At 40.5% G+C, this 25925-nt stretch carries 29 protein-coding genes; 12 read left to right on the top strand and 17 right to left on the bottom strand.

All coding sequences use genetic code 11. The annotated features are described in order from the left end of the window. The first annotated feature begins 5 nt into the window (after positions 1-5). Entirely contained in the window at positions 6-1352 is a 1347-nt protein-coding gene (phoR, locus tag FLM47_RS12370) for a phosphate regulon sensor histidine kinase PhoR (RefSeq protein WP_138609180.1), read from the top strand. Between the two features lie 79 nt (positions 1353-1431). Beyond that, entirely contained in the window at positions 1432-2400 is a 969-nt protein-coding gene (locus tag FLM47_RS12365; RefSeq protein WP_010387635.1) for a PstS family phosphate ABC transporter substrate-binding protein, read from the top strand. A 63-nt stretch (positions 2401-2463) separates the two neighbouring features. Here FLM47_RS12365 and FLM47_RS12360 read toward each other — a convergent pair whose 3' ends face one another. The 8 genes from FLM47_RS12360 to sfsA all read right to left on the bottom strand — a co-directional run bounded on the left by FLM47_RS12360 (position 2464) and on the right by sfsA (position 8855). Beyond that, a complete protein-coding gene (locus FLM47_RS12360; RefSeq protein ID WP_138609178.1) occupies positions 2464-2706 on the bottom strand; it encodes a hypothetical protein in 243 nt (80 codons plus the stop codon). A 30-nt stretch (positions 2707-2736) separates the two neighbouring features. Then, a complete protein-coding gene (panC, locus tag FLM47_RS12355; protein WP_138609176.1) occupies positions 2737-3585 on the bottom strand; it encodes a pantoate--beta-alanine ligase in 849 nt (282 codons plus the stop codon). Further along, positions 3585-4379: a 3-methyl-2-oxobutanoate hydroxymethyltransferase gene (panB, locus tag FLM47_RS12350; RefSeq protein WP_178956514.1), complete on the bottom strand. Its 795-nt coding sequence runs from the start codon at positions 4377-4379 to the stop codon at positions 3585-3587. Before panB ends, panC begins: the two co-directional genes overlap by 1 nt. 30 nt (positions 4380-4409) lie before the next feature. Continuing rightward, entirely contained in the window at positions 4410-4895 is a 486-nt protein-coding gene (gene folK / locus FLM47_RS12345) for a 2-amino-4-hydroxy-6-hydroxymethyldihydropteridine diphosphokinase (protein WP_178956513.1), read from the bottom strand. 3 nt (positions 4896-4898) lie between these two features. Next, complete coding sequence (gene pcnB, locus FLM47_RS12340) at positions 4899-6197, bottom strand: polynucleotide adenylyltransferase PcnB (RefSeq protein WP_178956512.1); 1299 nt, start codon at positions 6195-6197, stop codon at positions 4899-4901. A 305-nt stretch (positions 6198-6502) separates the two neighbouring features. Next, complete coding sequence (gene gluQRS, locus FLM47_RS12335) at positions 6503-7399, bottom strand: tRNA glutamyl-Q(34) synthetase GluQRS (RefSeq protein ID WP_138609170.1); 897 nt, start codon at positions 7397-7399, stop codon at positions 6503-6505. Positions 7400-7411: 12 nt separating this feature from the next. Continuing rightward, positions 7412-7855 (bottom strand): RNA polymerase-binding protein DksA, encoded by a 444-nt coding sequence (gene dksA / locus FLM47_RS12330; protein ID WP_008111170.1) that lies wholly within the window; start codon positions 7853-7855, stop codon positions 7412-7414. A 280-nt stretch (positions 7856-8135) separates the two neighbouring features. Continuing rightward, complete coding sequence (gene sfsA / locus FLM47_RS12325; protein WP_178956511.1) at positions 8136-8855, bottom strand: DNA/RNA nuclease SfsA; 720 nt, start codon at positions 8853-8855, stop codon at positions 8136-8138. Between the two features lie 144 nt (positions 8856-8999). Here sfsA and pepB point away from each other — a divergent pair, with 144 nt between their 5' ends. Further along, positions 9000-10298: an aminopeptidase PepB gene (gene pepB / locus FLM47_RS12320; protein WP_054201839.1), complete on the top strand. Its 1299-nt coding sequence runs from the start codon at positions 9000-9002 to the stop codon at positions 10296-10298. Between the two features lie 175 nt (positions 10299-10473). Next, complete coding sequence (locus FLM47_RS12315) at positions 10474-11040, top strand: phosphoribosyltransferase (RefSeq protein WP_010387648.1); 567 nt, start codon at positions 10474-10476, stop codon at positions 11038-11040. Between the two features lie 49 nt (positions 11041-11089). Here FLM47_RS12315 and FLM47_RS12310 read toward each other — a convergent pair whose 3' ends face one another. Then, complete coding sequence (locus FLM47_RS12310) at positions 11090-11746, bottom strand: Crp/Fnr family transcriptional regulator (RefSeq protein ID WP_076918373.1); 657 nt, start codon at positions 11744-11746, stop codon at positions 11090-11092. A 278-nt stretch (positions 11747-12024) separates the two neighbouring features. On the opposite strand from FLM47_RS12310, the gene FLM47_RS12305 reads away from it, so the two are divergent. After that, entirely contained in the window at positions 12025-12261 is a 237-nt protein-coding gene (locus tag FLM47_RS12305; RefSeq protein ID WP_138609166.1) for a YgjV family protein, read from the top strand. A gap of 25 nt (positions 12262-12286) precedes the next feature. On the opposite strand, the gene FLM47_RS12300 is transcribed toward FLM47_RS12305, so the two are convergent. The 5 genes from FLM47_RS12300 to FLM47_RS12280 all read right to left on the bottom strand — a co-directional run bounded on the left by FLM47_RS12300 (position 12287) and on the right by FLM47_RS12280 (position 15289). Continuing rightward, on the bottom strand, positions 12287-13975 hold the full coding sequence (locus tag FLM47_RS12300) for an amidohydrolase (RefSeq protein ID WP_178956510.1): 1689 nt from the start codon (positions 13973-13975) through the stop codon (positions 12287-12289). A gap of 203 nt (positions 13976-14178) precedes the next feature. Further along, entirely contained in the window at positions 14179-14415 is a 237-nt protein-coding gene (locus tag FLM47_RS12295; protein WP_178956509.1) for an EF-hand domain-containing protein, read from the bottom strand. 8 nt (positions 14416-14423) lie between these two features. Beyond that, positions 14424-14660: an EF-hand domain-containing protein gene (locus FLM47_RS12290; RefSeq protein WP_178956508.1), complete on the bottom strand. Its 237-nt coding sequence runs from the start codon at positions 14658-14660 to the stop codon at positions 14424-14426. 155 nt (positions 14661-14815) lie between these two features. After that, entirely contained in the window at positions 14816-15043 is a 228-nt protein-coding gene (locus FLM47_RS12285; RefSeq protein ID WP_076918368.1) for a hypothetical protein, read from the bottom strand. 12 nt (positions 15044-15055) lie between these two features. Further along, positions 15056-15289, bottom strand: coding sequence for an EF-hand domain-containing protein (locus FLM47_RS12280; RefSeq protein ID WP_138609158.1), 234 nt, complete (start codon positions 15287-15289; stop codon positions 15056-15058). Between the two features lie 304 nt (positions 15290-15593). Between FLM47_RS12280 and FLM47_RS12275 the strand changes: the two genes are divergently transcribed. Genes FLM47_RS12275 through FLM47_RS12255 form a run of 5 tightly spaced genes read left to right on the top strand, consistent with a single transcriptional unit; the run spans position 15594 to position 20621 of the window. Beyond that, positions 15594-17048, top strand: a complete 1455-nt coding sequence (locus FLM47_RS12275; protein WP_178956507.1) for a HAMP domain-containing sensor histidine kinase — start codon at positions 15594-15596, stop codon at positions 17046-17048. Between the two features lies 1 nt (position 17049). Continuing rightward, entirely contained in the window at positions 17050-17562 is a 513-nt protein-coding gene (locus FLM47_RS12270) for a hypothetical protein (protein ID WP_178956506.1), read from the top strand. Between the two features lie 2 nt (positions 17563-17564). Then, positions 17565-18914: a sigma 54-interacting transcriptional regulator gene (locus FLM47_RS12265; protein WP_178956505.1), complete on the top strand. Its 1350-nt coding sequence runs from the start codon at positions 17565-17567 to the stop codon at positions 18912-18914. Positions 18915-18933: 19 nt separating this feature from the next. Next, positions 18934-19434 (top strand): DUF1543 domain-containing protein, encoded by a 501-nt coding sequence (locus tag FLM47_RS12260; RefSeq protein WP_010387662.1) that lies wholly within the window; start codon positions 18934-18936, stop codon positions 19432-19434. A 35-nt stretch (positions 19435-19469) separates the two neighbouring features. Continuing rightward, positions 19470-20621, top strand: coding sequence for a murein transglycosylase domain-containing protein (locus tag FLM47_RS12255; RefSeq protein ID WP_178956504.1), 1152 nt, complete (start codon positions 19470-19472; stop codon positions 20619-20621). A 5-nt stretch (positions 20622-20626) separates the two neighbouring features. On the opposite strand, the gene FLM47_RS12250 is transcribed toward FLM47_RS12255, so the two are convergent. Next, the gene (locus FLM47_RS12250; RefSeq protein WP_036981490.1) at positions 20627-20845 is read right to left on the bottom strand and encodes a hypothetical protein; all 219 of its coding nucleotides are present in this window, start codon (positions 20843-20845) and stop codon (positions 20627-20629) included. Between the two features lie 135 nt (positions 20846-20980). Between FLM47_RS12250 and FLM47_RS12245 the strand changes: the two genes are divergently transcribed. Both FLM47_RS12245 and FLM47_RS12240 read left to right on the top strand, forming a co-directional pair. Beyond that, positions 20981-22234: a multifunctional CCA addition/repair protein gene (locus FLM47_RS12245; RefSeq protein ID WP_178956503.1), complete on the top strand. Its 1254-nt coding sequence runs from the start codon at positions 20981-20983 to the stop codon at positions 22232-22234. A gap of 535 nt (positions 22235-22769) precedes the next feature. Then, the gene (locus FLM47_RS12240; RefSeq protein WP_138570845.1) at positions 22770-23066 is read left to right on the top strand and encodes a hypothetical protein; all 297 of its coding nucleotides are present in this window, start codon (positions 22770-22772) and stop codon (positions 23064-23066) included. A 14-nt stretch (positions 23067-23080) separates the two neighbouring features. Here FLM47_RS12240 and pdsS read toward each other — a convergent pair whose 3' ends face one another. Next, on the bottom strand, positions 23081-25216 hold the full coding sequence (gene pdsS, locus FLM47_RS12235) for a proteobacterial dedicated sortase system histidine kinase (RefSeq protein ID WP_178956502.1): 2136 nt from the start codon (positions 25214-25216) through the stop codon (positions 23081-23083). Then, positions 25210-25905: a proteobacterial dedicated sortase system response regulator gene (gene pdsR / locus FLM47_RS12230; RefSeq protein ID WP_178956501.1), complete on the bottom strand. Its 696-nt coding sequence runs from the start codon at positions 25903-25905 to the stop codon at positions 25210-25212. Before pdsR ends, pdsS begins: the two co-directional genes overlap by 7 nt. Between the last annotated feature and the right edge of the window lie 20 nt (positions 25906-25925).

Raw genomic sequence — 25925 nt, 5'->3', positions numbered from 1 at the left:
CGTGTATGTATCGAGTTATTAACAAGCAGGCGTTAACTAAACGGCTGTTTGTCTATTTTATACCTTTGCTTTTAATTGGGGTGCTCATTGGTGCCCCATTTTTGATGTTGTTTTTGGGCGCTTTTTCGCTACTTATGTGGCATTACCATCAGCTTTATCGCTTAAGTGACTGGCTGCATGATCAACGCAGTTTTAACCCGCCTGAAGGGGAAGGGTCGTGGGAGCAAGTATTTGAAGGTATTTACCAGCTGCAACACCGCAATCGTAAAAAACGTAATGAGCTGGCAGAGCTAATACGGCGTTTTCGTGACGGCGCTGAGGCCGTACCCGATGCCGTTGTTGTGCTACAAAACGACTTATCAATTGTGTGGTGTAATCAACTTGCACTCAAAGTGTTAGGGTTACAGTGGCCGGTTGATCATGGTCAGCGTTTAGATAACTTAATTCGCGATCCTAAATTTGCTAAATATATGCGTCGTAAAGAGTTTAGCGATGCTCTGGAGCTTGAAAGTGGCCACAGTGTTGAGCAAGTTCTTGAATTTAGGGTTATGCCCTATGCCAATACACAGTTGTTGGTAGTGGTACGCGATGTTACTCGCTTAAAGCAACTTGAGCAGATGCGTAAAGACTTTGTAGCAAACGTCTCTCATGAGCTCAGAACCCCTTTAACTGTTGTTACCGGCTACCTTGAAATGCTCGATAGTGATTCACTTCCCCCGCCTGCAATGTGGAATAAAGCACAAACTACTATGCTAGAGCAATGTAAGCGTATGGATAGCTTGGTGAATCAGCTGTTGTCGTTATCGCGCATCGAAGGGGGAAAGCAACACAGTAATGACAAAGCGGTGAATGTGCCACGATTATTAAACTTAATTGAAACAGAAGCGCAATCTATCAATCAAGACAAAGGCCATCAACTTATTTTTAAGATTGATGCATCGCTTGATATTACCGGTGCTGAGGATGAACTTAGAAGTGCCTTTTCAAATTTAGTATTTAATGCCATTCATTATACTAAACCAGGCGGTAAAATTGAGGTACTTTGGCAGCGCAACAATGAACAAGCATGTTTTAGTGTGACCGATAATGGTGATGGTATTGCACCTGAGCATATTAACCGGTTAACTGAGCGTTTTTATCGAGTAGATAAAGCCAGAAGCCGTACCACAGGTGGCTCAGGCTTAGGCTTAGCTATTACCAAGCATGTGCTTACTCGCCATGGTAGTCAATTAAAAATTCACAGCGAGCTGGGTAAAGGTTCTTGTTTTTCTTTCGCGTTTTCAAGCGATAGACTTATCGTTATTTCGCCATTAGTAGCAAGCAATATAGGTAGTCATAAAAGTGTCATTTAAGAGTCACACCATTGTCATGTACTCACTTTAGAGTGAACCGCAGTTAGGAAATGGGACGAACAAATTGGAGAACCCCAAAATGAAATTTAAAAACTTAGTTGCCGCAATGGGTGTGGCTGTTACAACATTTGTATCTGCACAAGCGGTTGCATTAGAAGACGGTATTCCTGAGTATCAAAAAATTAGCGGTGTATCAGGTAACTTTTCATCAGTAGGGTCTGACACATTAGCCAACATGATGACCTTTTGGGCTGAAGAATATAAGCGTATTTACCCAAATGTAAATATTCAAATTCAAGCGGCAGGTTCGTCTACTGCGCCACCAGCACTAACTGAAGGTACGGCTAACTTAGGTCCAATGAGCCGTGCAATGAAGTCAAAAGAGATTGAAGCATTTGAAAAGCGTCATGGCTACAAACCAACACAAGTGCGAGTAGCAATTGATGCGTTGGCAGTATTTGTACACAAAGATAACCCAATCGAAGGACTACGCATTGACCAAATCGATGCTATTTTCTCATCAACTCGTAAATGTGGTGCATCAGAGCAAGTAAATCGCTGGAGTGATGTTGGTCTAGAAGGTGATTGGGCTGCAAAAGACGTGCAATTATACGGACGTAACTCAGTATCAGGTACTTACGGTTACTTTAAAAAGAAAGCGCTATGTAAAGGTGATTTCCGTAATAACGTGAACGAGCAACCGGGTTCGGCTTCTGTTGTACAGTCAATTTCAGCGTCATTAAATGCGATTGGTTACTCTGGCATTGGTTATAAAACATCGGGTGTGCGTACTGTTCCGTTATCTAAAAAAGGCACTAACTTTGTTGATGCCACGCTTGAAAACGTAGCACAAGGTAAATACCCACTATCACGTTTTTTATATGTTTATGTAAATAAACACCCAAATAAGCCACTTGGGCCAGTTGAAGCTGAGTTCTTAAAGATGGTACTTTCTCAAGACGGTCAAAAAATTGTAGAAAAGGATGGCTATGTACCACTTTCTGCAAAGTTAGTTGAACTAGAGCTTAAAAAGTTAGGCTTGAAATAAGCAGCCAAAGCAAATAATAAAAAACCGCTCATTGAGCGGTTTTTTTGTTTTACTTAAGATTATTTAGTTTGTTGCTTTACCTAAGTTTTCAGCTTGTACTTTGCATTGATTGTAAGCCTCAATACATTTTGATGAACAAACCTGCGATTTAAGACTATCGGTGGTTGTTTGCTGTTCGCAGCTGGTTTCACATTGATAACTTTGTTGAGCACACTGATTAAGTGCTGGATTACCCGGCTGGCTCTGGCAGCCAGCAATAACTGCAAACGAAAAAGCCACGAGGCTAGTTTTAAAAAAAGTTTTCATGCTTATCCTTAAAATGAGGCCACACCAGTATTAAACTTCAACCTGAATATTGTCGATTAATCTAACACTACCTAAAAAGGCGGCAGCTAAAATTACAAATCGTGTATCTTCGAGTGTAGCAGCTTTTAATGTATCTCGTTGAGCTATCGAAAAATAATCTGGTTTTAGGCCTGCGTTTTCTAATGCGTTCTTTGCTTCACTTTCCAATGTAGCAAAGTCTTTATTACCGCTTTTTATTTGCTGCGCACAATGCTTTAAGGTATTAAATAAAGCAGGAGCGGTTTGTTTTTCATCACTTGATAAGTACCCATTACGCGAGCTCATGGCAAGGCCGCTAACTTCACGCATGGTAGGTACACCAATAATTTCTACTGGTATTGATAAGTCAGTAGCCATGGTTTTAACAACTTGTAGCTGCTGAAAATCTTTTTCACCAAAACAAGCATAATCAGGCTGTACTAAATTAAATAGCTTAGTAACAACAGTCGCTACGCCTTTAAAGTGGCCTGGGCGTGAACCACCACAATATCCCATTGAAATACCAGGCACATCAACAAAGCTTTGCGCGCCTAAACCATTAGGGTAAATAGTCTCAACACTGGGGATAAACAAAATGTCTGTTTCAAGATCAGCTAACCCTTGCTTATCAGCATCTAGAGTACGCGGATAACTGTCTAAATCTTCGTTAGCACCAAATTGCATTGGGTTAACAAAAATGCTCACGACCACTTTATCGGCCAGTGTTTTAGCTTTTTCTACCAGTGAAAAATGACCACGGTGTAAGTTGCCCATAGTAGGAACAAATGCCACGCTTAAACCGGCTTGGCGCCAGGTTCTAATTTGACTGCGTAATGATTTTATTTCAGTGATTGACTGCATTATTTAAACTCGTGTTCAGCGCTTGGGAATACGCCGCTTTTGACATCGTTACAATACTTTTTAACTGCAGCAGGCATATTGCCTGTTTCGAGTAAAAAGTTTTTTGAAAATTTAGGAATATAACCTGCAGAAATGCCCACCAAGTCGTGCATAACCAAAATTTGACCATCGGTTGCATTACCCGCACCAATCCCGATTGTAGGGATGCTCAATGACTCTGTAACGCGTTTTGCTAAGGCACTTGGAATACATTCAAGCACCAGTAGTTGAGCACCTGCGGCTTCTAATGCTTTTGCATCGGCAATAATTTTTTGCGCTTGCGCTTCTTCACGGCCCTGGATTTTAAAACCACCGAATACATGCACAGATTGCGGTGTAAGACCCAAATGGCCACACACTGGAATACCTTGTTGGGTTAGTGATTTAATGCTGTCATGTAGCCATTCACCGCCTTCAAGTTTGACCATATTAGCACCCGCGCGCATCAGTTCTGCAGCATTTTTACACGCATCATTTGGGGTTGCGTAGGTCATAAACGGTAAATCAGCAATAACAAATAAATCACGGCTTCCTGCGCGCACACAGCGAGTATGGTAGGCAATTTCTTGGTTTGTAACCGCTAAGGTATCATCGCCACCTTGTAATACCATACCCAAAGAATCACCAACTAAAACAACATCAACGCCGTTATCATGAAATAACTTAGCAAAACTAGCATCGTAAGCTGTTAACGCAGTGATTTTATTACTTTCAGCCTTCATTTTATTCAAAGTTGAAACGGTTATTTTAGACATAATATTCTCGCAGACAATGGCCTTAATTAATTACCGTGGTAATTGTTGTAAGTCGTTAAGCGGTAGGGTATTTGCTATCTGTTTGATAGATGCGCCGCTAGGTAAAATCAGTTCCGGTGCAATTTCTTGCAGTGGGTAAACAACAAATTCTCGCTCAGTTAATCCGTAATGAGGCACGGTTAAACGATCGGTATTTAAAATGTGTTCACCAAATAATAAAATATCAATATCCAATGTGCGTGCGCCCCAGCGCTCAGCCTTTCTGACTCGCCCATGTTCCAGTTCTATGGCTTGGGTTAAATCGAGTAGTTGCTCTGGCTCAAGTGAAGTGTTGATACAGGCGACTGCATTCACATAATCAGGTTGATCTTGTGGTCCCATAGGCTTGCTCGCATAATAATGCGAGCAGGCTATAAGTTCGCTGTTTGGCAAGCTTTTAAGTGCAATAACAGCGTTATCAAGTTGTTTTTTAGGGCTGTTAAGGTTTGCACCTAACCCCAAATAGACACGTAACATTATTTACTCAGCTGGCTTTTTAGTAGTACGACGACGAGGTCGCTTGCGTGGCTTTGGGCCACCTTGATGACCAAGCTCTCGTACCATTTCTTTTTGGCCATTAATATCTTGACCTAAGTACTGTGTCCACCACTGTGCCAGCTCTGTATGCTCAGTTTCACCAGCATCAACACGCAATAGTAAAAAATCATAAGCGGCTTTAAAGCGCGGCTGCTGTGTTAAACGATAGGCACGCTGGCCAGCACGTTTATCTAAGCGTTGTTGAATATGCCAAATATCACGGGCACCTAAAGTAAAGCGTTTTGGTACGGCAATATGTTGGGCATTCTCACTCAGTACTTTATTAATTGCTTGAGCAAATGCATCGTATTCTGATAGTTGCTCTTGGCGTCTAATTTTTTCAGTACGCTCAATCAGCGGGAACCACAGTAATGCTGCAAATACGAATGCAGGAGTGACTTTTTTATCTGCATTAATACGGATATCAGTGTTTGCAAACATCTGCTTTATGAAGGTTTCTTCAAGTCCGCCAGGGTTTTTATTTAAAATACGGTCTAGCTCAGGAAATAACGACTTAAATAAACCGTACTGACGCAGCATTATAAAGTTTTGCTGTGCTTTGCCGTTTAAAAATAGCTTGAGTATTTCTTCAAATAAACGCGCTGGCGGAATATTATCAAGCAAGCTCGCTAATTCGGTAATCGGCTTTTCGCTTGCTGGCGCTATTTGCATATCTAACTTGGTGGCAAAGCGCACTGCGCGAAGCATACGTACCGGATCTTCACGGTAGCGTGTTTCAGGATCGCCAATTAATTCTATTTGTTTTGCTTTGATAGCGGCTAAGCCATTTGCGTAATCGTAAACACAAAAATCATTAATCGAGTAGTATAAAGCGTTGATTGAAAAATCACGGCGTTCTGCATCTTCTTCAATGCTACCAAATACGTTATCGCGAAGAAGTTGCCCATGTTCACTTGACTGGCTAATTTGATTTTTATCTTCTTGTGCTTCGTGATGGCCGCGCATTGTGGCCACTTCAATAATCTCACGGCCAAAAACAATGTGCGCCAAACGAAAGCGGCGACCAATTAAGCGACAGTTACGAAACAGTTTTTTTACTTGCTCAGGGGTAGCATTGGTTACAACATCAAAATCTTTAGGTTGTTGGCCTAACAATACATCGCGAATGCAACCACCAACTAAGTAAGCATCATAGCCACCATCTTTTAGGCGGTAGAGTACTTTGATTGCATTTGGGCTAAATTGTTTGCGAGAAATACCATGCTCACCTCTAGGGATCACTAACGGCTCACTGCTGATTGCGACATTTTCGTTATTGGCACTTGGGCCGATAATTTGTCGACAAAATTGAAAAAGCTTGGAAATAATAGTCTGTCTCCTAGAGAAGCGGTTGATTTGCTCGCCATTGCAATCAAAATCACAGCAAGTATTCGCTTAAAGCGTGATTCTTACCGTTTAATGTAATTAGCATATATTTAGGCGGCTATCATATACCAGCAAGGTAAAAAAATTAAGTTGCAGCACTGAAATTAAGCCATTTTTAACGATTTTATTTGAATTAATCACACGTAATACGTAATGGGAGGTTAAATCTGTATTTCGCGCTTAGCAGGAACAAGGCTTAAGTTAAAATGCGCCACGCCCCAAGCGAGTAATTGTTCTGTGTTTAAATCCATTAGTTGCTCATGTATTGGCAAGCCTAAAAATTCGAATACAGCTATTAAAGTGGGCTTTGGATTTTGTTTGCAAATTGCAGGGGCGTAATTTTGCTTAGACAGTTTAAACCCTGGTTTTGCTACAGCCAAAGGCAAATGAGCAAACTCTGGAATAGGGCAATTTAGCTGTTTAAATAAGCTAATTTGACGCGCAGTCGGTTCAATTAAATCAGCGCCTCGCACAATACGATTAATCCCCTGCTCAATGTCATCAATAACCACCACCAGTTGATAGGCAAATAAACCATCGCTGCGTTTGATTATGTAATCTTCATGAGCGAGAGCTGGGTCCACGTCAATATGCCCTTGAATAAGGTCTTTATAATCAACGGTTGCATAGCATTGAGTTAAACGTAGGGCATGACCTTGTTCACTTAGTTGGCTGTGTTTACATTGCCCTTGATAAATGCCGCCGAGGGCTTTTATTTGCTTACGAGAGCACTGGCAGGCATAAACAAGCTGTTGTTGTGACAGAGCGTGAACGGCATCTTGATAAATAGTAAGACGCTGTGTTTGGTACACAACGTTTTCATCCCAATTGAGGTTATAGGCGTCTAAGGTATTTAGGATATCGGTGGCGGCGCCTTTTACAACGCGAGTGGTGTCTATATCTTCAATGCGAACTAACCACTTTCCTTGGTTCGCTTTTGCATCTAGATAGCTACCTACAGCCGCCACAAGTGAGCCAAAATGTAACGGTCCGGAAGGGGACGGTGCAAATCGGCCGCGATAGTTAGATACTTGCGCAGTAACGGCTGTAGAAGACATGGCTATACTTAATTAGCCGCGTCCAGATTGCTTTTCTTTGATTTCAGCAAGTGTTTTACAGTCTACACATAAATCAGCAGTAGGGCGCGCTTCTAAGCGACGAATGCCAATTTCAATGCCACAAGACTCACAAAAGCCAAATTCGTCTTCTTTAATTAATATAATTGTTTTTTCAATTTTTTTAATTAACTTACGTTCGCGGTCACGAGTACGAAGCTCTAATGAGAACTCTTCTTCTTGTGCTGCGCGGTCAACGGGATCAGGAAAGTTTGCTGCTTCGTCTTGCATGTGTGATTTGGTACGATCAACTTCGTTACGTAAATCATTACGCCAAGTTTCTAAAATTGTTTTAAAATGAGCACGTTGTGCATCATTCATGTACTCTTCACCCGGTTTTTCTTGGTATGGTTCTAAACCGGCTTGAGCCAATAAACCATGTCTTTTTTGGTCTGGCATAACTCTCTCCTAAATCCTTAATTTAATGCCTCAGCATTAGCCGGCGGTATAAATAACAGAAACTCATACCCTAGGCAAATTTATTTTTAAATAATCGAATTAGCTTAACCCTGTTTGGTGATATAAAAGTAGTAAAAGTACTACTTATACTTTCTTATCACAGTATTGGTTTATAAACTGGCGTAGTTATATGGGCAATAATAATAAAAACAACTTATTTTTACTTTTTGACTAAGTATTTTTTTGGCGTAGCGCAATACCAACGTTTAAATGCGCGCTTTTACTCAACAAACGCCACTTTCTCAACTAAAGTTACTTCACTAGCAGAAATATGGGCTTTATAAGCTAATATTTCTACGCCTTGCTCAATCGCTTCGCTTAGTAATTGTGCATAGGTTGAATCTATATGTGCCGCCGCACTCACTTGTGTGATCCCTTGATGTAGCACCGAAAATAGTAATACCGCACGATGCCCTTGTTTTACCATTTCGATTAATTCACGAATATGCTTTTGCCCACGAACTGTTTGCGCATCAGGGAAGTAACCTTGGCCGCTTTGTGGATGCTCTTCACTTAGGAGAGTCACTGATTTAACTTCAACATAGCAATTGGCTTTACTGCTGTGGGTAAGTAAAAAGTCGATGCGGCTGTTTTCACTGCCATACTTCACTTCACTTTGGACTTGTTGATAGCCTGTCAGCTCTTTAATCACTTCAGCGTTAATCGCTTCTTCTACTACTTTATTAGCAACGGCTGTGTTTACACAAATAAGCTGTGATAAGTTATTTTGCGTCAGCTCTAATGACTGTGGGTACTTTCGTTTGGTGTTACTGCTGGTGGAATAAAAGGCATTAAAACCAGAGTCTGCACAGCCCGTCATTTTCCCCGTATTAGCACAGTGAGCGGTAAAAGTGCTGCCATCACTGAGCTCTAAATCAGCTAAAAAGCGTTTGTAACGTTTTAATAACGTAGCAGATTGTAATGGCGGGGTGTATTTCATTAATGACTTCCTTATATAACCAGAGTTCAGGTTAAGTAAAATAAGACTTTGCGGTCTATTTGAGGTTATTTACCGCAAGCTGTTGGGAACTTAGGCGCGCTATAGTAAACTCAACCATACATTTAAGTGCAAGGATATTCTAACATGAGTGAAAAATTTGTTGTTCAATTAAGCGAGCAATCGGCACCAGGACACTGGGGCGAAAGTGCGTCACTATCTTTTAACGAACACGGCGCAACGGTTCATTTATCTGAGCAAGAAACATTAAAAAACGTGCAAAAAGCGGGTCGTACTATTGCAAGCCAAGGCATTAAAAGTGTTGTGCTTGAAGGCGATGTTTGGTGTACAGAGAGCCAATGGGCATTTTACCAAGGCTTTGTATCACCAAAAGTACTGCACGGTGTTGAGTTTGTTGATAATGCACAATCTGATTTAAAAGAACTTGCTGATTTAAAAGCTTCAGCAACGTGGGCACGTGAAATGGTTAACGGCACCGCCGATGACATTTACCCAGAGAGCCTAGCAGAAAAAGCGGCTGAATTTATTCAATCACTGGCACCAGAACATGTTAGCTACCAAATAATAAAAGGCGATGCGCTATTAGAGCAGCAATGGATTGGTATTCATGCTGTAGGTCGTGGTAGTGAACGCCCACCTGTATTACTTGAGCTTGATTACAACCCAACTGGCGATGATAACGCACCAGTAAGCGCAGCACTTGTAGGTAAAGGTATTACATTTGACTCAGGCGGTTACTCAATTAAATCTAGCGAAGGCATGTTAGGCATGAAGTGCGACATGGGCGGAGCTGCAACGGTAACTGCAGGTTTAGCGCTGGCCATTAATCGTGGTGTAGAAAAGCGCATTAAGCTGTTTTTATGTTGTGCAGAGAACTTAATTTCCGGTCATGCATACAAACTAGGTGACATTCTTACCTACAAAAATGGCACAAGCGTTGAAATTGTAAACACAGATGCTGAAGGCCGTTTAGTATTAGCTGATGGCCTAATGGCGGCAGGTGAGACGGGTGCACCACTTATTATTGACGCAGCAACATTAACGGGCGCAGCCCTTGTTGCCGTTGGTCAAGAATACAACGCGTTATTTGCCCTTGATAAAGAGCTAGTACGTGAAGTAGAAGACTTTGCATCACAAGAAATGGAAGCCGCATGGCCATTACCGCTTGAAAAGTGGCATCAACAAAACTGCCCATCACCGTATGCCGATACAGCAAACAGCCGTGCACAAAAAGGCGGTGGCTATGGTGGTGCTTCAAATGCAGCAGGTTTCTTATCTCGCTTTGTGCCAAACGATGGTAAAGGTTGGGTACATATTGATTTAGCGGCAGCATTTAATATGGGTGGTGGTACTAGTCAGTGGGCTTCAGGTGCAACTACACAAGGTATGCGTACAGTAGCGCGCACCTTGCTTGAAAAAGCATAATCAACTCAGACTAAGCAATTAGTTAAAAAATAGGTGCCTAAGGGTGCCTATTTTTTTATCCGCCATACAAGCAATTTTGTTTTATTTACGGTAAAATCCTTCGCCAATACGTGTTTGGGCATCTATTTCATTTAAACCTCGCTCAAATATTATACATACCACTGGGATCCTTACTATGTCAGAAAAGTGCTATATCACGGCTCAACAATTACTTGAAGATTCATTCCGCGTAGCGGCACAAGTGTATAAAGATGGCTTTCGTCCAGATTTTATTATTGGTATATGGCGCGGTGGTGCTCCAATCGGGATTGCAGTTCAAGAATATTATGACTACAAAGGCATAGAAACCGATCATATTGCGGTGCGTACGTCGTCTTATTACGGTATTGGTAAGCAATCAAAAGAAATAAAAGTACATGGTTTACACTACATAGTTGAAAACGCGAATGCGGGTGATTCATTACTGATTGTGGATGATGTATTTGACTCAGGTCGAAGCATCGTGGCGCTAAAAGAGAAGCTCTCTGAGCTAATGCGTTTAAACTTACCGAGTGATATTCGTATTGCTTGTCCATACTACAAGCCAAAAAACTCAAAAGTAGATACAGTGCCAGATTACTACATTCATGAATCTGAAGAATGGTTAGTATTCCCGCATGAATTATCAGGGTTAACGCCGGATGAAATTATTGAAGGTAAATCTGATTTAGCTAAAATCCACGATATTTTACTTGAAAAATAAACGTGACTTTGCTCAATAAAAAAGGCCTTAATGGCCTTTTTTATTGTCTTTAAAGTTGTGCAAAGCTATCTACATATTCACTGAGTTTAGGAATATCGACAGCTTGCAGCCCTTGGGTGCTTCGTTGCACTAGATTTTTCTCTACCAACTCACTCACTACCCGTCGGTATGCACGTTCAGTGGTTGCAAAGCGCTCAGCTTCTGCATTTACCGTAGGATAGGCGCGCAATAAAGTAGGGTTGTTATTTTCTGCACGTAATAAGCAGTCTTTAGCAATGTTGTAGCTTAAGGGAAGCAACAGTTTATCTAAGTTAATCTTTTGATTTTCTTGGAACTTAGCAGCAATTGTTTGCGCCGTGTATAGGCTCAATTCTGGTTTGTCGAGCAATAATGAACGCCAATGCTTTAGCTCAATAAGATTGTACGTAACATCACTGAAGCAGGTTACCGTATAAATACACGGGTTATTATTCAGTGCTTCAATTTCACCAATTAAAGTGTTGTTGCAGTCGAGTTGACCAAGCAGCAGGCGTCGACCATTCCCCACATCGTAACTAAACGATACAGTACCACTTCGCACCAATACCAACTTAGTGAGTGGTTGGTCTTGCTGTATTAATATTTCTTTTTTTGATTGCTGATAACTACTGCCGGCAAATGTCAGCAGCTGTTCAACAAGGTAACTGGAAAAATGGTATTGAAACATCAATCATGCTCTTCGGACAATTGTCCTATTTATTACACCTTAATGACGATAGCATTAAGATTAAGAATTTACGCTAACTTACCCACGCCGTTATTTATTTAATGGCGTTAAATGGCCTTCATTCTACCGTGTAATGATTAAAAAATTGTGGGTAAAACCAGCATATTTTAAGGTTTTATTGGTAAGTTAGCTTTTTTATTTAAACTGCTACGTAGCAGTTTTTAATAATGTACTAAAATTTAGCTGGTAATATTAACCTAAAGCCTAGGAGAGAACAATTGAGTTGGGAATATTTAGGTTATTTAGCATCTGCATTATTAGTTATATCCTTGACCATGACCGATGTGACCAAACTACGTTGGTTTAATTTACTTGGCTGTATTGCGTTTACTTTTTACGGTGCAGCAATCGGTTCTGTGCCGGTGGCATTTGCTAACGGCTTGTTAGCTCTGGTCAATATTTATCACATTATTAAGTTATATCGTCAGTCTAAGGCTGATACAAAAAAGGGTTAACTTTTAAGTTAACCCTTTTTTGTTTTTACTCAGACTTTGCTGAATCTTTTTGGTAGCGTAATTTACCGGCAATCCACGTTTCCAGCACCTGAGTTTTGTAAAGCTGCTCAATAGGCACTTTAAAGTAGTCTTGATCAATCAGTATAAAATCAGCCCATTTACCTTGCTCCAAACTACCTACTTTAAATTCTTGATGCGCTGCATACGCGCCGCCAAGGGTAAAGGCACGCAATGCATCTTCCCTGCTCAAAACTTCACTGGCGCGCCAACCGTTTTCAGGCAGTTGATTATGATCCATGCGCGTTATCGCAGAATATAAACCATCAAACGGGTTCGCCAGTTCGACAGGGTAATCAGATCCCGCCGCAATCGTTGAACCTTGGTCTAAAAATGTTTGCCAAGCATAAGCGCCTTGTAGTTGCTTGTCGGTTAAACGCTGCTCAGCCATATGCATGTCTGATGTGGCATGCACAGGTTGCATAGATGGAATTATTTTCAGGGTTTTAAAGCGCGGGATATCCTCTGGCGAGACTATTTGTGCATGCTCCATACGATTGCGCAGTAGTATGCCACCGGTTTGTTTAAATACATTTTGATAAGCATCTAGCACAATTTTATTTGCTCTATCGCCAATTGCATGCGTGTTAGCGCTAAAACCATTTTTAAAAGTCAGGGTAAATAGTTCCTCTAGCTTTTGTTGGGTTTCAAGCATAAGGCCAAAATGGTTGGCTCTATCAGCGTACTCTTCAATAAGCGCAGCACCACGTGACCCTAATGCGCCATCAGCATAAATTTTTACACTGCGGATAGATAAAAAGTCCTGTGCATCTTGATAACGACCCGCTTTAAGCATAGCGCTTAAGTCGGGGCTTGCTGCACTTAACATCGCTACAATTCTAAGCGGTAATGTGCCTAACTCGGCGCGTTGTTTGTAAACTTGCCATGTGGTTTTATCAATACCTGCATCATGAGTTGAGGTAATGCCTAGGCTCAGTAAGTGTTTACCTGCGGCATCTAATGCATTACTGACCGATTGTGCAGACGTTGCAGGCATATGTTGAGTAACCAAGGTTTCTGCTTTATCGATAAAAATGCCGGTGGGCTTACCAAACTCATCTTTTATAATTTCTCCGCCAGCTGGGGCTGATGTGTCAGCGTTAATATTGGCAAGTTCTAATGCTTTTGAGTTAACCCAAATGGCATGACCATCTACTCGCGATAAAATAACAGGGCGATCGTTAACTGCTTTGTCTAAGTCAGCGGCCGAAGGAAAGCGAGTATTTGACCATAGTTCTTGATTCCAGCCTCGACCAATGATCCAACCTTCTTTATCTTTGGAAAATTCCTTGAGTTTAGCGGTTACTTCATCTACGGACTTTGCACCGCGCACATCAAGTTGCGACAAATTATTACCTAGCCCGATGACATGTCCATGCGCATCAATGAGCCCTGGGAGTAGAGTTTTTCCTTTCGCGTCAATTAGGGTTGCACCAGGAAAGCTATTTTTTAAGCTGTCTGGACCTGTTTTAACTACTTTGCCATCTTTTATAACTAAGGTTGTAAATGTGTTTACTTCGCCATGGCGCATTTTTCCTTTATACAAAGGTGAGTAGCCATTAGCATTATAAATGACTTGAGTTTGTGCTATTGCCACGCTAGTGACGGCACAAAGGCTTGCTAGTAATATCGGTTTTATTATTTTTATCAGTTGCATAAGACGCACATTGTTATTATTTGAACTATCACAGTAGCAAACTCAAATTTAGAATACCAATAGCATAATTTATTAAGCGTCGTATAAGTCAGCTTTTAGCTAAAGCAAGCAACAAGTTAAGGGGGAAATAGGATGTGTTAACAATGGGAGTTAAACCTTCTCAAGCTTGATATTGTTAACCAAGCTTTGTTTGAGGAGGCAATTTATTTACTGGCGTACAAACTGTATTCGCTTAATGATAATTGTGTGTCTTTGTCACGGTCATAACTGCCAAAGCGTGACCATAAAGCAGGATCGCTGGCAGCTTCAGAGCGAGTTAAAAAGCCATCTTGGTTGCGGTCAAGTTTTTCAAATTTTTCGGCAATATAACTGCTTGTTGCAAAACTCATACAGCTAAAAACAGTCAGTGTTAGTAAAATAATATTTTTAAAATGCTTCATATAAATGCTCAGAACAGGTTAGTGGTTAAGTAGTTTTTAAACTCAGCTAAAGAAATTCTGTTGTCTTGATTTTCATCCCAATTTGAAAATGAGTTTAATAGCTGAGGCTGAGCAGCAAGCTCGCTGTGGGTTAAATATCCATCATTATTTGTATCTAAATGCTCAAAGCGTTGCTTTACATCAAGTGCCAATGCACTTTGGCTGATAAAAAGTAAAGCACCAATAAAGGGAAGCAGTATTCTCATAGTTGGCGTTCCAAGGTGTATTTAAATTGCTGCAGTATTGAAAGAAAGCACTTGCCATAATTTAACTCCCAACATTAAATCCGTTTACACACTCCCTCAGGGATTATGGCAAATGCTTTTAACTCTATATTACAAAACGAAACTTGAATCTAAGCTTAAAGTTTAAAGTTATCGAACTCTTTTTTAGAAATCATCTCGTTATTGTCTTTGTCTAAATCAGTAAATTGCTTGAGTAGCTGTTTATCTTGTTTAGCCTCTGTAAGCGATATTTGGCCATCCATATTTTTATCTAAATGCATAAAACGTACATTTAACGACGATGCCAATGCCGTCGCGCTAATAGCCAAAAATAGTAGTGAAAAAGCACCAATTAATTGTTTCATAAATATACTCCTTTATTTTACAAACTGTTTAAATTCATCGAACGATAATTGTCCGTCTTCATTTTTATCTATTTGTGCAAAATTCTCATGCAGTAATGCATCTTCACCAGCTTCCGCTTCACTTAATGTGCCGTTGCTGTCCTTATCTAGGCTGTAAAATGCTGTGTTCACATCAAGAGCAAATGAATGGATACTTGTGAAACATAACGCTATTAATACAGTCGATTTTAAATAACCTTTAGTCATTCCTTGGCCTTTAAAAATTAATATTTATAAGCGTAATACAATTATGGTGCCAGTTTTTATTTTTATTAAAAATCATAGGTTTAACTTTCTAGCGTATTTTTAATAGGTAATATTTACCGACGCTTGTGTGTTTTATGCAACATTTTCTCAGTTAGGGTTTTTTACTATTTTTAAATCAAGTGCTTAACTTGTCGCAATTGTGCGACATTGCAACGGTTTTACTCTCAAAAATGTATTTGGTTCAGCGAGTGTATAAGTTGAACGCTTAATAATAGAGCGCTTAAAAGTAGTGAAGGATTAGTGTATGCCTGTAATCATGGCTGAAAAATATAAAGCATTGGTAAATTGGCGTCCTAATTTGATTGGCCAGTTTGTAATGAGCATGCTGTTGTCACTCTTGCCTTTGTCTATTGTGGTTATTGTATTTTTAAATGTATTAAATAAACAATTAGCGGTCACGCAGCAAATTGTCAGTAATAACTACCAAGTAACCAAGTCGTTTAATGCTCTTAAACAAGAGCTCAACAGTTTAGAAAGGGCAACAAGGCAAAATTGGGTTTTAAAAAGCGATTCACTCGATAAACTTATCGTGGATAAATGGCAGTCATCGCTGGACAATATAAATGAGCTTAAACAGCTTTCTAGCAGCCAGCAAAGTACTCAACAATGGCAAAGGTTAACAGATACGCTAAAAGCAGCGCATACCAAACTGGTGGTTGAAGCTCGTGAGCAAGCAGAGTTGTTTGTGCCAATTAGTGAAATACTGGCAGATCTAACAATGTGGCTTCGCGAAACCAATGAAGCCAAAATCACTCAAAACCAAATTAAACTGACAAATTTACAAGCCTCCTTTATAAACTGGTTAGTGGCACTTACGCCTTTAACCTTACTTGTTGGGGGTGGGTTTTTATGGCGGATAAGTGGCCGTTTAAAAGGTTTAACCTCCGTTATTGATAAATTAGGCCAAGGAGATTGGCAGCAAAAAATATCGGTGCAGGGATCTGCTGAACTTATTGAACTAGGTAACAAATTGCAGTGGGTGCAAGCGCAATTGCATATGCTAGAGCAGCAAAAAGATACGTTTTTACGCCATGTTACTCACGAGCTAAAAACACCCTTGGCCTCTATGGTGGAGGGCACTGAATTATTAGCCGATGAAATTGTTGGGCCGATTAATAATGAGCAAAAAGCAGTGCTTGGGTTAATCAGTCAATCTATGGTGCGATTACGCACTATGATAGACAGTTTGTTAAGCTATAACGCGATTCGAACCAGTAAAGATAATGTGAGTGAAGTGGAATTTAACCAGCTCATTAAAAAGGTAAGTAATCATTTTGAACATAGGTTAAACGCACGAGAGCAGTCGCTTATTTGGCACAATAGCTTACCGACAGTTGCACTTAATTTACCGAGAGAATTAATTGAAATGATTTTAATTCAGTTAATCTCTAATGGTTTAAAGTTTTCAAAGCCAAACCAAGCTGTGTCGATTAGTTTAAGTTTAGAAAGTAATAACTTAATTATACAGGTTGCTGATGAGGGCTGTGGTATTAAAGAGCATGAAAAAGAACATGTTTTTGGCGCTTTTTATCAAGGTAAACACAGTAAAGAGATTAGTCTTCAAGGCAGTGGTTTAGGCCTTACCATAGTAAAAGAGTCGGTTGAACAGTTACAGGGTAAGTTAACTATTGAGCATAATGAGCCGCAAGGCTGTCGATTTAACATTGTCATCCCCTATAAAAATAAAGGAGTTAAATAATATGTCTGCGCGTTTAATGGCTATTTTATGGCTAACCAGCAGTCTCGTTTTTTTATCTGGGTGTGAATTAACAAACACTCAAACACCAGCTAAACCTGAGCTAATAGCTCAAACTCAGCCCAATCCAAAGCCGCGGCCAAAACTAGATCTTATGTATCCGCCCGCCGCGCAAGTTATTGCATGGCATGCCCATCAATGTGGTGGCTTTAAATTAACGCCTGACAATAAAACTTACTTAGGGGAGCAAGCACTTAAGGCATTTTTTAATACCGCATGCGTCAACCTTAGTCGCGACCCTGATACTGTTATGAGTCAATTGCTTAAGCTAGATCAGGCTTACTATTGGCCAGACGATATAAAACACTATTTATGGCTGCAAAAGCAGCAGGTGTTAATGCAAATAAATGCCAAAAAACAACAGCAAGCATTAAACGCTGAAATGCAAAAAACCTTATCGTCATTAGCTGCAATCGAACAGCAACTTTTATTACGTGAAGAAACCAAGGAGCAGTAACTATGTCAGTCACACTTCCATCAAGCGCTAAAGTGTTACTCGTTGATGACGATGCCAGCTTACTGCAGTTACTGGCAATTCGAATTCAATCAAAAGGTTATGAAGTAACAACCAGTGATAGTGGCATGAATGCATTACAAATACTTAAAAGCCAAGTATTTGATGCGGTGATCACCGATTTAAGAATGGATGAAATGGATGGAATGGCACTGCACCGACAATTGCAAAGCCGCTACCCAGCACTACCTGTAATTATGATGACGGCTCATGGTTCAATTCCTGATGCGGTAGAGGCGACTAAGCAAGGTATTTTTGCCTTTATTACTAAGCCAGTTGATAAAGATGAGCTATTCGATAGCTTAGCTAAAGCCATAGAAATACATGGGGTGAATAATGATGATATTACTCCGCAAAGCAATATTGTTACTCGCAGTGGCGCTATGCTGCATTTGCTAGAGCAAGTTAAATTACTAGGTCCTACTCAGGTAAATGTACTTATTTCTGGTGCTAGTGGTACGGGCAAGGAGCTGCTTGCACAGGCAATTCATCAGCACAGCCATGTTAGTGATGGCCCATTTGTGGCTATTAACTGTGGTGCAGTCCCTGGTGAGTTATTAGAATCGGAGTTATTTGGTCACAAAAAAGGCGCATTTACAGGGGCGGTAAAAGATCACCAAGGCCTGTTTCAGCAAGCGCAAGGGGGGACCTTATTTTTAGATGAAATTGGTGATATGCCGCTAAATTTACAAGTTAAGTTATTACGCGTGCTGCAAGAAAAAACCATTCGCCCAGTCGGTTTTCAAGAAGAGATCCCCATTAATGTGCGAATTGTTTCAGCGACCCATAAAAACCTGCCTGAAGCTATTAGCAATCAAGAGTTTAGAGAAGATTTATATTATCGTCTAAACGTAGTAAATCTCAAACTTCCTCCGCTGCGAGAACGCCGTGAAGATATTAGCTTATTAGCTAACTTTTTTAGCGCTAATATTGCAAAACGTATGGAGCAAAAAGAAAAACGTTTTGCAAACGATGCCATGCATGCATTGGTAAGGTATGATTGGCCTGGTAATATTCGTCAATTACAAAATGTGGTGGAGCAGGTAGTTGCCTTAACACCAAGTGACGTTATATCTGAACATTTAGTGCTTAGTGCGTTAAATAGCAATGAAAATAACGTTGAGCCACTTTCGCTTAACGACGCTAAAAAAGAGTTTGAGCGAGATTACGTTATCAATACCCTGAAAATGGCAGGGGGTAATGTGGCCGAAGGTGCCAAGCTTGCCAAGCGTAATCGTTCTGATTTTTATAAGCTAATTAAAAAGCATGAAATTGACGTAGATAGCTTAATATAATTTAAAAAAGGAAGTGAGCATGCAGTTATTTATGGTGTATTTAGGTGGGCGTATTCAAGGTTGCCACATAGAAATGCACGACGTACGCTTTGTGGTAGGTCAAAACATTGAGCAAACTTATAGCAAGCTTAAAAGTCAGTGGGTAGGCGACAAAAATAGCGTACACATGGATAGCTACATGGCGGTTAATCACATTGATGGTTATAAAGTCGAGGTAGTTGATAGTTATGTAGAGCAAAATAAGCAGCTTTATTTTGTTAACTTAGGTGCTTACAGAAGCGACTCACTAGCAGAGCAACACGACTTTGCTTTGTATGTTGCCAGTAGTAGTGAAGAAGCAAAACAGCGCGCTAAAAATGATTTACTCGCAGGGCTTAGCCATCTACATAAAGATGATTTACATGACGTTGATGATTGCTTTGCTATCGACTTACTCGATAGCCAGCTTAATATTAAACTAACCCCAAGTGGTCAAGCACAAACAATTAAACCTGACTGGTTTGGTTATCATGTATTATAATAAATGAGGATTTATTAAGTTTATTAGGATGTTGTGTGAAAAAGTATGCGTTTATACTTTTGCTAGTTGGCTTAAGTGGCTGTAAATCAATGTCGGGTTTACCGCCCGTTGTTGATTTAAATAAACTGGTAAAGCAAGTAAAAAACGATCCTACTGACGTGGTTGCAATTCACAAGCAAGCACAAAAAACACACCGTTCTATTAAGGCACAGGTTGGTAGCGTAAAACAGCTTTTAGCCGCATTAGAAAGCGTTGTTGGGCGCAAGTGGGGTAAACAAAACACTCAGCAACCTAGTGCCAAAAAATACGTAAAATACAGTAATGATTACCAAGCTCGTGCCATTATTGATTTTGAGCAAGGCACTGTAAAAGTAGAAACCATCGCGTTAAAAAATACAATAAGCTTGTTACAGCAGGCCATTGTTATGACCTTACTGACCTCTAGCGATCCCGATAAAACCGATATTTTTACCAGCGAAGCGCCCATTTTAGAAGGTGAGCCGTTTTTATACCAACAAGTGCTCGATCAAGATAAGTTACCCATAAAATATAGCTGGCGTGCTAATCGATTTGCGCGTTATTTAGTAAATAATAACTTAAAAAAGCAACGTCAATATGGGCACGTTATTTCGTCGGTTAGTTTTGATTTAGTCGAGCAAAATGCCCATTTAAGAAAACAAAAATACAGTGACTATGTGCTGGCGGCTGCAAAAAAATATCAAATATCGGCAGCACTTATTTATGCCATTATTGAAACCGAAAGTAGCTTTAATCCACATGCGGTGAGTTCATCCAATGCCTATGGATTAATGCAAGTGATCCCGGCTACCGCAGGGCGCGATGTATACCAAAAAATAAAAAAAGTATCCGGGCAACCAACCAAAGCTGTATTGTTTAATCCAAAACATAATATTGATATTGGCAGCGCCTATTTAAGTATTTTAAAAAATAACTACTTAAACAAAATTAGTACCGACAAAAGTAAGCACTTTGCCATGATCTCGTCTTATAACGGCGGGGCGGGTAATGTACTGCGCATATTTAATAAAAATAGAAGTGTGGCGTTTTCACAAATAAATCAGCTTACTGCAAGCCAGTTTTATAATATTCTCACCACTAAGCACTCACGTGCAGAATCAAGACGCTATTTATACAAAGTCACTAAAGCAGAAAAAAACTATCAGTAACTTATTTACTCATCATTTTCTTGTTGTTCACTTTTGGCTGCCATTTTAAAGGCTACTATTACTAAGCCAAACATAGCAAATGGAATTGCAGCTAACAAATACTCAACCAAATGGCTATCTTGAAAATTAGCCTGTAGCAAGAAATGCCCTGCAACACACATAATAATAACCACCAAAAGGATGGGCAGTAACATAAGTTCTTTTTTTGCTGAGTGGTTTTTCATTCGCTGTTAGGTATTAAAAAATAATGCGCTATTGTAATGAGCTTAATAAAGCTTGGCAAACAACACAGATTTTTTAATGACTATTAGGTATGATTAACATCAAAGAAAAGCTTAAAAGTAGTGGTTGGGAATAAAGTGCAACAGAGTTTAAAGCAAGTTTACCTAGTGGGTGGAGCAGTGCGAGATAAACTGCTAAACATACAATCAAAAGATAATGACTATGTTGTTATTGGTGAAACGCCAGAGACAATGGAAGCACTCGGATTTTTACCCATTGGCAGCGATTTTCCGGTTTACTTACACCCAAACACTAAAGAAGAATATGCACTAGGGCGCACTGAGCGTAAAAGTGGTAAAGGTTATACCGGCTTTGTGGTGGATGCCAGCCCAAACGTAACCCTTGAAGAAGATTTAGCACGCCGAGATTTAACCATTAACTCTATGGCGCTAGACGAAAACGGCACTATTATTGATCCATTTAATGGTCAAGCTGATTTAAAAAATAAAATACTGCGTCACACCACCCAAGCATTTGTAGAAGACCCTGTTCGGGTATTGCGTATTGCTCGCTTTTTAGCGCGTTATGGTAGCGACTGGTCTATTCATCCAAGTACTACTGCATTAATGCATGAGCTTAAAAATAAAGGCGAGTTGGAACATCTAGTACCAGAGCGAGTCTGGCTTGAAACAGAAAAAGCGCTTGGCGAAAAACACCCTGAGCTTTATTTTCAAGCATTAGATGGGTTAGGTATTTTTCCTGAAATAGAACAGATGAAAAATACCCCGCAGCCGGCAAATCATCATCCCGAGGGCGATGTGTTTGTCCATACCATGCTAGTCCTTAGACGAGCAGCCGATTTAGGCTTCAACCTAGAAACTCGTTTTGCTGCTTTAACCCATGACTTTGGTAAAGCGCTAAGCTATAAAAAACGCGGTAATTTACGCGGCCATGAACGTGAAGGGGTTGCTGTAGTTGAGGCCTTTTGTGAACGTTTAAAAGTGCCTAATCGCTTTCGTGATATAGGCGTGCTTACCAGTGATAACCATACCCTTTGTCACACGCTTGAACAGTTAAGACCGCAAACTATTCATAAATTAATCGTCACTAATTTAAATGCGCTAGTGCATCCAGAGCGTTTTATTGCCTTTACTCAAGCGTGCCAGTGTGATGCACAAGGACGAGGCGAAACGCTGGTGGATAAGCCCTATCCACAAGCCGCTAAATTACGTGCTATTCACAACGAACTACAAAAAATGGATAAAAAACAGATAGTGCAAGACGCGCTTAAAAGCGGCAAAAAAGGCCCCGAAATAGGCGAAACGGTCAAACAAGCTGAAATAGACTGCATTAAAGCGTTTTTAAACACTAACACTCTCAAGGTCACTTAAACTGATTATAATATTGCATTAAGTCATTTTTAAACGTCCTTGCTATAACTAGGGTCTGTTGACCTTTCAAGGTTGAATTTGCAGCAGTCTGTTTGGTATTTAGGCAAGGCAGCGCCTATGTAGTGTGGTTATTCCCCATAAATAGGCGGTAACGTAGCATCAATGCCAAACGGGCGCTGCCCTTCGGGTTCTGCCTAGGAGCGATTTACTATTTGTTGCCTACATGGATGTAGGTAAGGGGCGTGAGCAGGACGCGGAAGCTTTGCTCGGTTTTTACTTATTCTTACATGGATGTAAGCCAGTAGAATAACGCAGGAGCAGTTATCGAGCCCACTAGGCTACAAACCTCGCGCCGCGATTAAACCGCCCCTAGTTTGAACAAATTTTAATCGCAAAGGTCAACAGACCCTAGGACGTTTCAGCCTTTTTTGCTCGTCACTTTTACCAAATAGCGATACAATTGAGTTTGCTTATCATTCTTAATAGTGAAAGCTGCATATCCATAATTGTATTTATCTTAAAAGGACTTAATTTAATGACACCAGAACAAATTAACGCAAAATTAGCGATAAGCGAAGCTGAAAAAAAACGAGTTCTTGAAGATGAGTTTGAAAAACACTCACCTAAACCCTTTGATATTTTTAAGGGATTATTTGGCAGTTTTGCTTATATCGCATTTGTTTCATTGATGTTCCCAGACGTATTAGCTCAGCCTAGTTTTTATCTGTTGTTACTACTTATCTTAACTATAAAAGTTGAGGCGCAAGCAAAGGTGCAGCAAGCGCATAAGCGTATGGATACTTTGTATCGCTTGTTAAAAAAAGAGGCATAGCTTCTAGGGAACCTTTAGTTATTAAGTGGTAAGCTCACAGTAAATACCACCCCATTACCTTGCTCATTATTGTGCGCTGTTACTGTACCTTTGTGGTAATCACACACTAGTCTTACAATATAAAGCCCTAAGCCTAAATGCGGTTGTTGCTGCATTTGTTGGCTGCGCACCGATACCATAGAATCAAAAATATGTTCAGTAAGTCCCTCAGGCAATAAAGTACCTGTATTACTTACCGTTAAGGTTGCTTTGTTTTCATTTTGCTTAAGGCTGACTTCAATTGCTGTGTTAGCTTCACTAAATTCCAAGGCATTATTAATTAGCTTATCGAGCAGTTGCGCTATAAATTCAGGGGCACCTTGCATTGGCAGTGTGCTTTGGCAAATGTTGAGTGTAAATAACTGGTTAGTATAAGTAAGTTGGTAGCCCTGCATACAGCCACTAATCACTTTTTGTAAATCAAACTGCTCTGGCTCATTACTTTGAATACTTTGCTCAAGGCGGGTAGCTTCGCTCATAGTGGTAATTATTTTCCCTAAGCGCTCAACCCCTTCGCTGGCACGTTCAAGGTATTTTTGACTCAGTTCACTTTGCTGCAAGCTTTGTAAGTTTTCAAGAGATGAACGGACAACCGCAACCGGTGTGCGCAGCTCGTGAGATAAGCGCGACGACATATTTTCTAAATAATCGGTATAGCCACCAAGTCGGCTCACTATATTTGAAAAGCTACGCGACAGATCGCCAATTTCGTCATTGGCATCGCTGTAATTTATATGGCCCGTTACTCGTCCTTGCGCATCAATGGCTTGCTCTGCTGTATCTCGTAGTCGCCTAATACGGCTCGATATACGCGAAGCAAAAAAGAACAAAGTGACTGTGCCAATTAACATGACCGCTAAAATCACATTAAATAGTTTTTCCAGCGATTTATTACGCAGTGTACGCACGCCATTGGTGGTTTCTTCAGCTATAACTGCCCCAATAACCTTATCCTCAATCCAAATAGGATACGCAGCCGATAATATTACCGCTTTGTTATCGGGAGTGAGTCGCCAAGACGAGGCCGGTTGACCTTTCAGTGCTTTGGCTAAATGAGCGCCTTGCATTGAAGCTACATCGTGTAAGGTATCTATAAATTCATCTTCAGGACGCGTTAAAATTTTATAATACAAAGGATGTAAATAGGCCTGTTCAAAGCGCTGCCACGCAGTTTTTGGCGCTTGATTTTTTAGCCCATCGGCCCATACGCCATCGGCATTTTGAATACTGCCCGATTGCGCTAATACACGGTGATGATTATCGACCACCCATATGCGACTGCCGCTGTGTCCCATGCCTTTTAATATACGGTTTATTTCAGGGGAGGGCACCAGTACCGAACCTAAATCATTCGGGTTATTTAAGTTCGATGTAGACATAATACTAGGGGTTTGGTTTGGTTGTTTACTATCAACATCGGCAATGGCAAATCCCAGTTTATTGCCAAGCATACTCAAAGGAAAGCGCAGCTCAAGGTTATAACCTGTTTCAGTTTTTTTAAAGAAACCCTGAATTTTAGTAAAAGGCATTTTACTGTTGGCATCAAATGCGTTGACCCAGCCATCTTGGCGCGGAGCAATAATATAAGTATTAAATTGCCCATCAGGGTTTTTTAGGCCAATTTTTACATAGTCATTATTGGTAATGCTGAGGCTGTTTTTAGCACGGTAAATTACAGTGTCATCTGTGACTTTAAATACAGCATATAAGTAATTATCAAACTTACCTACCATGTGGCTAAATGATAAGTTGTTCAGTTGATGGTTATCATTGGCTGTTTGTAAGTAGCGTTTGTCATACAGCCAAAATAGCGATTGGTAAGCGTCCCAGTCGCTGAGTTTACCATCGAGCTGAATTGGGCTTTTTAAATTATAAGCATAGAGATCGCGGCCTTTTACAACTTGATCTAAAAAGTTGGTTTGTTCGTCAAATAAAGCGGGGCGTTCGTGCAGGGCTGTTGCCAGTGCGCGTGTAGTGCCTACGAGCGTTTTTTCTTGGCCTTGGCGTAAAAACTTTTCCATTTCCCATACGTACTCGTAGCCTAACCATGGCAACAAAAACAAAAAGCATGAAAGTAGAATAAATTTACTGCGTAGGCCAAATCTCAGCATGTGGGTTGCTCCCACCTGTAACCCATGCCATACACGGTATCAATGCAGTCAAACTGGCTATCGAGTGCTATAAACTTTTTGCGAATGCGTTTTACATGGGAGGTAATGGTGCTGTCGTCTACATAAATTTTAGCATCGCTCATTAACTCATTACGGCTTTTAACGTGGCCAGGTCGTTGGGCGAGTGAGTGCAGCATCCAAAACTCAGTTACGGTTAAATCAACCAACTGTTGCTGCCAAAGCACCTGCATGCGTTGCGTGTCGAGTGTTAGTTGACCGCGAATTATTAATGCGTTGGCATCGGCGGGTTGCTCTAATGCTTCCATGCGGCGAAATAGCGCACCAATACGCGCGGCTAAATGCGCTAAGCTAATATCTTTGGTTAGGTAGTCATCGGCGCCCATGCGCAGGCCGCATACGGTGTCTATTTCGCTGTCGCGAGCGGTTAAAAAAATAATTGGTAAGGTTTTAGAAAGTGAACGCAGTGTTTGGCACAGTAAAAAGCCGCCATCTATTTCATGGCCTAAGCCAATATCAACAATGGCTAAATCGGGGAGTGCTTCTTTAAAAGCTATTTCTGCTTGAGTGCGGTTTTCATAACCACTTACCTGATAGCCTTGAGCGCTCAGCATTTCTATGTAGTTTTCGCGAATGGCAGTTTCATCTTCAACGATAGCTATTTTTTTCATTCTACACACCCTTATTTATT

Origin of the sequence: Pseudoalteromonas sp. Scap06 (genome assembly GCF_013394165.1) — a bacterium.
Classification (GTDB): Bacteria; Pseudomonadota; Gammaproteobacteria; order Enterobacterales; family Alteromonadaceae; genus Pseudoalteromonas.
This window is presented reverse-complemented; position numbering and strand designations above follow the sequence as displayed.